The 8,750-nt window shown below is 40.5% G+C and carries 7 protein-coding genes and 1 riboswitch; of the genes, 5 read left to right on the forward strand and 2 right to left on the reverse strand.

Features of this window, described 5'->3' with window-relative positions:
• Window positions 1–203 precede the first annotated feature (203 nt).
• Window positions 204–1,619, forward strand: coding sequence for a S41 family peptidase (locus CHX27_RS13740; RefSeq protein WP_165764523.1), 1,416 nt, complete (start codon window positions 204–206; stop codon window positions 1,617–1,619).
• A gap of 250 nt (window positions 1,620–1,869) precedes the next feature.
• Here CHX27_RS13740 and CHX27_RS13745 read toward each other — a convergent pair whose 3' ends face one another.
• Window positions 1,870–2,907, reverse strand: coding sequence for a YncE family protein (locus CHX27_RS13745; protein WP_207758966.1), 1,038 nt, complete (start codon window positions 2,905–2,907; stop codon window positions 1,870–1,872).
• 8 nt (window positions 2,908–2,915) lie between these two features.
• A complete protein-coding gene (locus CHX27_RS13750; RefSeq protein ID WP_094487334.1) occupies window positions 2,916–4,742 on the reverse strand; it encodes a TonB-dependent receptor plug domain-containing protein in 1,827 nt (608 codons plus the stop codon).
• Between the two features lie 33 nt (window positions 4,743–4,775).
• Window positions 4,776–4,967, reverse strand: a riboswitch (cobalamin riboswitch).
• Window positions 4,968–5,028: 61 nt separating this feature from the next.
• Here CHX27_RS13750 and CHX27_RS13755 point away from each other — a divergent pair.
• Genes CHX27_RS13755 through CHX27_RS13770 form a run of 4 tightly spaced genes read left to right on the forward strand, consistent with a single transcriptional unit; the run spans window position 5,029 to window position 8,448 of the window.
• Window positions 5,029–6,171 carry an ABC transporter substrate-binding protein gene (locus tag CHX27_RS13755; RefSeq protein WP_094487335.1) on the forward strand — a complete coding sequence of 381 codons (1,143 nt, stop codon included), beginning with the start codon at window positions 5,029–5,031 and terminating at the stop codon, window positions 6,169–6,171.
• Complete coding sequence (locus CHX27_RS13760; RefSeq protein WP_094487336.1) at window positions 6,168–7,187, forward strand: FecCD family ABC transporter permease; 1,020 nt, start codon at window positions 6,168–6,170, stop codon at window positions 7,185–7,187. The genes CHX27_RS13755 and CHX27_RS13760 overlap by 4 nt, the downstream gene beginning before the upstream one ends.
• An 11-nt stretch (window positions 7,188–7,198) precedes the next feature.
• On the forward strand, window positions 7,199–7,957 hold the full coding sequence (locus CHX27_RS13765) for an ABC transporter ATP-binding protein (protein WP_094487337.1): 759 nt from the start codon (window positions 7,199–7,201) through the stop codon (window positions 7,955–7,957).
• A 5-nt stretch (window positions 7,958–7,962) separates the two neighbouring features.
• Window positions 7,963–8,448, forward strand: coding sequence for a hypothetical protein (locus CHX27_RS13770; RefSeq protein WP_094487338.1), 486 nt, complete (start codon window positions 7,963–7,965; stop codon window positions 8,446–8,448).
• The last annotated feature ends 302 nt before the right edge of the window (window positions 8,449–8,750 follow it).

Raw genomic sequence — 8,750 nt, forward strand, 5'->3', positions numbered from 1 at the left:
AGATATTTGTTACTTAAACACGTATTTTTTTTCAATATTGTAGAAAACAAAATGAATACTAAACCGCAAATACTTTAAATTTATTTCTCCAGATTTAATATTAAACCCTTTTAAAAAACGTTAATTGTTAAATGTAAATCCAGAATTACTAGATAACTCGTATATTTACTTTTAAAGCCACTTTGATTCTTGTTATGAAAAATATGAAACTCATTCAGGTACTGTTCTTCACCGCTATTACCGCGCTCTTTCTTACAGCTTGCGATGATCAAGATGATCAAATTGAACGAATAAGCGGACTTGAAATCGAAGATTTTATTTATAGAGGTATGAATACGTGGTACCTTTATGAAGATGATATCGCAGATTTGGCAGACAATCGATTTGCTTCTGCTGCCGATTATCAAAATTATCTTCGTGGTTTCGATAGCCCCGAGTCGCTATTTGCCGCTTTAAAGGCTCCAGCACCTACCGATCGGTTTAGCATTATTGTAAACGACTATGAAGTGCTCAACAATTTATTCGCTGGAAATACTACAACCACAGGCGTAGAATACGGATTGTTTTACGAACCTGGCTCAGATACTAACATTTACGGCGTGGTGCGCTACATCATTCCGGGCTCACCCGCAGCGTCGCAAAATATCAGCAGAGGCGATATTTTTACAGGCATAAACGGCCAAGAACTCACGGCCTCCAATTACCGAAATCTGTTAGCATCAAGCACAATTACTTTTAACTTAGGCTCTTTCGACGGAACAACTGTTACCTCATCGTCGGAAGCAGTTACGGTATCTCGCGCAGCAGTTACCGAAAATCCTGTCTTCTTTAAAACCGTTTTCGTCAGAGGCAGTAAAAGAATTGCTTACCTAATTTACAACGGTTTTACAGCGAACTTCGATACCCAACTCAACGCTGCTTTCGCAGAATTAAAAGCGCAGAATCCAACCGATCTTATATTAGATTTACGATACAATTCCGGCGGAAGCGTACTCACTGCATCGCGACTTGCAGCAATGATAACCGGACAATTCACAGGACAACTCTTTGCGAAATATCAGTATAACAGCGACATACAAGCACAATTCGAAGCGACAAATCCAGACGAATTGCGAATCAATTTCCCAAATAGCGTTGGGCCTACACCTATCAATAGCCTAAATCTTACGAAAGTTTATGTGATCACAACCGGTTCCTCCGCATCGGCTTCCGAACTGGTAATCAATTGTTTAAAACCATACATTCAAGTACGCCAAATCGGAACTAAAACAACGGGGAAAAACACCGGATCCATTACTTTGTACGATTCGCCAACTTTCGGAACCCAAAACCGAAATCCAAACCACAAGTATGCTATGCAACCGTTGGTGATTAAAACCATCAATGCCGACGATTTTGGCGATTACAGTAACGGTATCGAACCCGATTTAAACCTTCCTGAGCAAGCGCAAAATATGGGTGTACTCGGTAACGAAAATGAACCTTTACTCGCCGCTGCACTCAATTACATCGAAACAGGCAACCGTCCGGCAAATCGAAATGCTGTAAATTCGATTCAGTTTAGCGACAGTAAAAAAATGATTCCTTTTGCGACAGATATGTATCTGCCAACGAAGTAGTTTTTTTATTTGGGCGTGCCCCGCCTCCATACTTCCGGCGGGTCGCGTGCTCCGCTAAATCTCTAAGCCCGCGTTCGAAAAACGAAAGTGCGTCCGATGCAAGCTTTTAAACTTGCAAACCGACGCACTTTTTCATTAAAAGGTCTAACTAAAAAAGCACCCAAAAAGCATTCTCTGTAAATCTATTCCTTCGAACACGGGCTTAGAGGATACCGCTGCGCCCACTCACGCGGGCAATCGTTACCCACGTTTAGTCTACAAAAAAGAAACCATTCGGAATCAATCCAACAGCTAACGTATGTGCTAAAGTACCATTCGCTGAATAAATGTAAACGGCACCCGCCGATTGGTAATCTTTTGCGTCTGCCACAAAAATCTGATTGTCTTCTACAGCAAAACCATACAATACTTGTGCTTGCGATGTAAAAAGTGGCGAATCCGTAACAGCTGTAGCCGTCAATGGAAAACGATACACTTTACTGTCTTTCGTAAAATAAAACGAGCCGTTTTCTAACGTTAAATTCGAACAATTAATTAAGGTCTCTGGAAAGGCAATTGTTTCCGTAATCGAATTGGTTGCCAAATTAATTTTAACTAATTGCGAGGCCGATTCGTAATTAGAACACAAAACGTATAAGATTCCGTTCTCTTCTTCTATTGTATTTGGCGCCAAAGGTGTAGCAACTTGAGCACTTATAGTATTTGTTGCCGGATCGATAATTGTAATCCCTGTTCCTACTCCAAAAGCACCATTCGAAACTATAATTTTCCCGTTCTCTTCGATGATTCGTTCGGCAGCCGTGTTGAGGGCAATATTGGTTATATGGGTATAAGTCGTTGCATCGAATACCGCCACATAATCGTCGGTTGTGGTTAAAAAACTATCCTGATTAGTCACATAAATACGATTTCCATAAACAACTCCGTAACGAGGAACCGCTAGATTTGTATCTATTTTATCGATTAACGTAAAATCATTTTCATTTACAACAGTAATAATATTCGAACCATTCGATACAACAAAAGCGCGTTCGCCAGCTTCAAAAACCGACTGAACAAAGCCACCCAAGCCGTCGCCGCCGTTTATCGAACCGTACAAATCGTTTGTAGTAACAGTAAAAGTGTTGTCCACAAAGCTTAAAGTTCCGCCCGACATATTACCTTCATTAATTACAATAAAACCATCATCAAACAGGCTGTCGGAGTCATCATCCGATTCATTATTCGAATCGCTACAGCCTACAAAGAGTGCGCCGGCTAAAATCCACAAAACATTTTTAAACTTCATTTCCATAATTATAAATTGAGAGTTAGATTAATTTGATAAGTGCGCAAAGGCATTGGCCTGCTTAAAACCGTTTGATAAGCCGTATTATATAAGTTTTGCGCCGCTAAAGAGATAAGTACAGGAAAACGCGACATTTTATAGTTCAAGTACACCGCCGCGGTCGAAAACGCATCCAATGCACCCCCGCTATGGTCGCTGCGTGTCTCAACCGAACTAACCCACTGCTGGTTATACAAAATCTCGAACGATTTATAGCTGTACTTGACGTTAAAAACTGCTTTATGTTCAGGCACATATACCAATTGCAAATTGGTATTTGCATTTATGCTCTTTGTGTACGCGTAGCTACTGCCAACTGCCCATTGGCTACTTCCAAACTTCCAGCGGAAATCGCCCTGTACTTCAACTCCAGTAATATCAACCTCATCGGTATTTTCGGGTCGGAATTGCCCCGAAGCGCCTGGTACCCAACGAATCATATCACTAACCTGATTTTGAAACGCCGTAAGGCTGAGATTCCAATATTTCTTCGCAAACTGCAATCCTAATTCGTATTGCCAAGCATTTTCAGCACGTAAGCTCGGATTCCCTAAACTATTCCAATATAAATCGTTAAACGTTGGTGCTCTAAAATTTCTGGAGACGCCCGCACGAGCAGAAAATGCTTCCGCGAAAGCGTGTTTATATCCTAACGAAAACAAAAACGGACTCTCAAAATCGCTCACTTGCTCCTTCCGCAATCCCAACTCGATCAAATCGGATTTGTATGGTTGCCATGCCGCTCCCAACGCGGTTGTAAGTGTCGTACGCTGTTGTCGGTTAATATCGGCGCCATTGGCAAAAATGCGTTGTACATCGGCAATGCTGGTAAATCGCAACTTTTTCGATACTTGATATTTAAATTCGTACCGAGCCAATGCTGTGGCCGCGTAACCACTTTGAAAATCCGGTAAAATTGTATTGGGATAATACCGATATACTTCTCTTAAAAAACCAACGCGAACCAAATGTTCGATACGATTTCTACGATTTACAAACTCGGCAGAATGACGAAAATTGAGGTCGTCGTACGCAGTTTTTACATCAGTGGGAAAAACAACCGAGAAATTGCGGTATTGCTGCACATATTCATTAAAAAAACGCAGCTCGGAACGTTCAGATAATTTACGTAAAGCTCGAAAATTGGCAGAAAAAACCTGATATTCCCCGTTTATATTTCGTCGGCGGCGATTCGGAAATTCGTAATCGTTTTCAGCATCATTCAAAAAAAGACTTCCGGCTAAAGTCCATTTTCCACTACGAAACTTACTTTCCGCGAAAGCGTTGTGATTATTATACGAACCGTAGGCATATCGAACTTGATGCGCCTTGTTTTCAGAAAGATCGAAATTGTTTTCAAGATGAACCGATCCACCGATGGCTCCACTGCCATAAAACGTGCTTCCACCACCGCTACGGACGCTAATCTCTTGATAATTTACTGTTTGGATGGTATTAAAATCGACCTGCCCTAAAAGCACCGAATTTATGGGAATGCCGTTCCAAATAACGGCCGTTTGAGCCGCAGTAGTTCCGCGAAAAGCAACTGAAGCCACCATACCTGCCCCGTTTTCCTTGACATAAAGCAACGAATTAGCCGATAAAATTTGTGCTAAAAATGGATTCGCAAAACGCGGCAACGAGTCGGCTAAAGAAGATACCGCATGAGTATTCGAAAAATCGCGCAAAGCCGTATCTGTTAGCACCACTTCTTGCAGTGCAACAGCTTCTTGGGCGCACGAAACATGGGCATACGCCAACAAATAAAGGCAAGCTAATAATGCTTTGTACTTCATAAATTCGCAAGTCTTTATTCCCGAAGACTTTTCGTTTTTGATTATGAAGTGGCAGGTCTCCTGGCTTGCGTCTTTTTGTCGAACCTTCCCGTTTGTCACAGTGGTATGCAGAACTGACAAAAAGCTTGTTAGCTTACAGTTGCGGGTACAGCTATGGATTTTAACCATATTCCCTTTTAATGCACAGCCAAATGCACTGTGCAACCAACTTCGCGGCAAAGATAGCATTCGGGAATTAATTTAAAACCCTTTCGAAAAATATTTTGGTTATGCTACCTTTGGCGCCATGAATGCACGAATGCTCCGCTTGAAAATCATCGTAATCTACCTATTTCTTGCCATTGCTTTTCAATGTAAAGAAGCGCCAAAAAGCAAAAAAGAAAGTGGAATAAATAAAATTACCGAAGCGAGAGGTTTCTCACTATACAATTACAGCGATTTTAAAATTCTAAGTGTACAAGATTACTTTCCCGGAGCCACACAACAATTTAAATATGTACTGGCTAAAAATCGTTCTCAAGTTCCGGATTCCTTAAGAAATTTACCCTTTATCCGAATTCCAGTTACTAAAATTGCTTTAAGTTCTACGACGCATATTCCCTCATTAGTACTTTTGGGAGTAGAATCTCGTTTAGTAGCTTTTCCAAATACGAGTTATATTTCTTCGCCAAACATTCGAAAAAGAATAGACGATGGAGCGGTTATCGACTTAGGTTCGAACCAAGAAATCGATTTAGAAAAACTAGCCGTTTCGAAAGCAGAGTTGTACGTTGGATATCAAATTGATCAGAGTCGGAATTTAAACGAAACGCTAAAAAGCATTAATATTCCGATCTTACTTAACGCCGATTGGAACGAACAAACCGCTCTCGGAAAAGCTGAGTACATTAAATTTTTCGGTGCACTCTACGACAAAGACGCCGAAGCAGAGAAAATTTACACCCAAATCAAATCCAAATATTTACAGCTGAAAGAAAAGGTAGCTTTAGAAAAAAATAAGCCAACTGTAATGGCTGGGGCACTTTTAGAAGACAGTTGGTATGCGCCGCAAGGAAATAGCTGGGGCGCACAATTTATAAAAGATGCAGGCGCTTCATACATTTATGCAAACACTACTGGAACCGGAAGTTTAAAATACGATTTGGAAAAAGTATATCGAGATTGCAAAGCAGCTGATTATTGGATAGGCCCGGCTCAGTTCGAAACGCGGCAGCAATTATTAGAAGCCGATTCGCGTTACGGAAAGTTCGCTGCATTTCAGAACAAAAAAATATACAGTTATAGTTCTAAGAAAGGTGCAACAGGTGGTGTTTTGTTTTATGAACTTGCATCGAACCGTCCTGATTTAGTTTTAGAAGATTTAGTGAGTATCTTTCACCCACACCTACATCCCAACCACAAACCCTACTTTTTTACACCGGTTTTATGAGATTCCTGCGAACACAGTCATTGAAAGTTACCGTTGCTTTTGCGCTGCTTACGCTGTGTTTTGTAGCTAACATTTGTACGGGAAGTACCGGAATTTCTCTTCGAGCAGTTATTGATTACATTTTTGGAAATACCGATGAAGAATTAAGCTTTATCATCGGAAGTATTCGCATTCCGAAAGCGCTGACAGCACTTTTTGTAGGCATGTCGCTTTCCGCAGCTGGATTGGTCATGCAAACATTATTCCGGAACCGCTTGGCTGGGCCGTACGTACTCGGATTAAGCTCGGGCTCGTCGTTGGCAGTTGCTTTCCTTTTGATGGGAAACTCCATTTTACAAGGAAGTTTATCGAATTTCCTCAACCAACCTTATGCTATTGCCCTTGCATCATTCGCGGGTAGTTTGGCAGTACTTTTTTTAGTTTTAGGAATTGCAAAACGGGTTGCAGACAGCTCGACTGTTCTGGTAGCCGGAATTATGATTAGCAGTTTTGCCGGAGCAATTACGGGCGTTTTGAGCTATTTCACTACAGCCGAAAATTTGCAACGATACACCTTTTGGAGTATGGGCAGCTTAGCGAATTTAACAGGAATCGAATTGTTGATTTTAGTTGTAGTTAGCATCGTAGGATTACTATTGTTTTTACCCAAATTAGGCGCTTTAGACAGTTTAATCTTAGGAGATCAATACGCACAAAGTATGGGAGTAGCCTTGCAACAAGCACGTTTTTATTTAATATTGGTTACTGCATTATTGGTGGGTGTTAGCACTGCGTTTTGCGGACCAATTGCTTTTGTAGGTCTTGCCGTCCCGCATTTAAGCAGACAATTATATAGTGTAAACACGCATCAAAAGTTATTTCCCTTAACTGTTGCCACTGGTGGTACCATAATGCTTTTAGCGGATCTATTATGCAAACTTCCGATTGAAGGCTGGAATTTGCCAATTAATGCGGTAACATCGCTCATTGGTGCGCCAGTTGTAATGTACCTGATCTTGAAAAATCGCAACGTTTAAGTACACGCATTATGGAATTACGCTTGGAAAATTTAGTTATCGGATTCGAAAAAAAGCAATTAAACGAACTATTCTCTGCAAATTTTAAAGCAGGTAACGTTTATGCGATTTTAGGACAAAACGGGATTGGAAAATCGACCTTATTGAAAACTATTGCGGGAATCCTAGAACCAATCGGCGGAAGCTGTATTTGGGACGGTACAAATCTGAAACAATTAACCCCTGAACAGCGAGCAAAAGAAGTTGCTATTGTTTTGACGGGCCGGCCTTTTGTAGCCGACTTGACCGTTGAGGAGTTGATTGGCTTGGGAAGAAATCCGCATAAAAGCTGGTTTTACAAAGAAAGTGCAACAGATCGAGCGCTCTGCCATGAAGCGGCAACTATATGCAACTGCCTCCCTTTTCTGAACAAAAAAGCGGTTGAATTAAGCGACGGGCAATTTCAGCTCGTTATGCTCGCACGCGCAGTGGCGCAGGATACGCCAATACTCCTCTTAGATGAACCTACTACGCATTTAGATCCGGCAAAAAAATCGGAACTGCTTTTCATTCTTCATAAACTTGCTTATGAAAAGGGCAAACTAGTACTGTTTTCTACGCACGACGTCGAATTTATGTTTGAGGCGGTTAAAGAAGTATTAGTATGTACTTCCGATGGCTTTAAACTGGAGCATATTGACGCAATTAAAGATACTGCTGCCATAAATCGAATATTTCCCTCCAAATTCTTAACTTACAGCGAGAAACTTCAGCAGTTGAAATACCGCTAAAATTCATGAAGACAAAATTTATCGTTGGACTGTTACTCATGTTAGCGAATGCCGTCTACAGTCAAAAAATTACATTGACTAAAGAAGGAATCCCAACTGTAAGCATTGGCGATACCCGTTTGCTGCCCGATTTAAAAGACAAAATCGCACGTTGGGCTGAGCAGAGTTTTCGAAATGGATATGATTATCAAGACCGTGGCGAAATAATCAGATTAGAAACGATACGACGTAATGCATTTACGTACTCAAGTCTTGGCGAAACGTACTCCTATCACGTAAAAGTTCGATTAACTTTTATTTTAACGGAAGGAAAACGTCGACTACAAATTGATGTGCTTGAATTTATGGACGGACAAGAACCAAGTTCTTTAAAACTTGAGTCGTTATTTACTTCAAAAGGTATCGCTAAGGAAGAAATGAATGCTGCCATTGTTGGACTAAAAGAAAACCTCCAAAGAGTCGTTTCCCGTTTGCAAATACTTTGGAATTAGAGTCGATACAAAAAAGTGTGCTTCTGTAATTTTTAAAGATGCCGAATAAGCAACTTTTCTAAAATTCACGCATCCTGAACTCGACAATGGCACCAAAAAATGGATCGAATTTTTAGATATGCATTCTCCAAATGGGTCGATTTTACTAGCCTTACAGCCTGTAGTTCCGATAAAGAAAACATTACAGACACCTATTTAACATTTGAATTGACAAAAAATTCAAAAAAAACACATCAAATTCTTACTTTTGAAAACATTTTGTTTAGTACACGACAAAAAACATAATTGATTAAAAATCAATA

The sequence above is a fragment of the Flavobacterium aurantiibacter genome (assembly GCF_002251775.1).
Taxonomy (GTDB): domain Bacteria; phylum Bacteroidota; class Bacteroidia; order Flavobacteriales; family Flavobacteriaceae; genus Flavobacterium; species Flavobacterium aurantiibacter.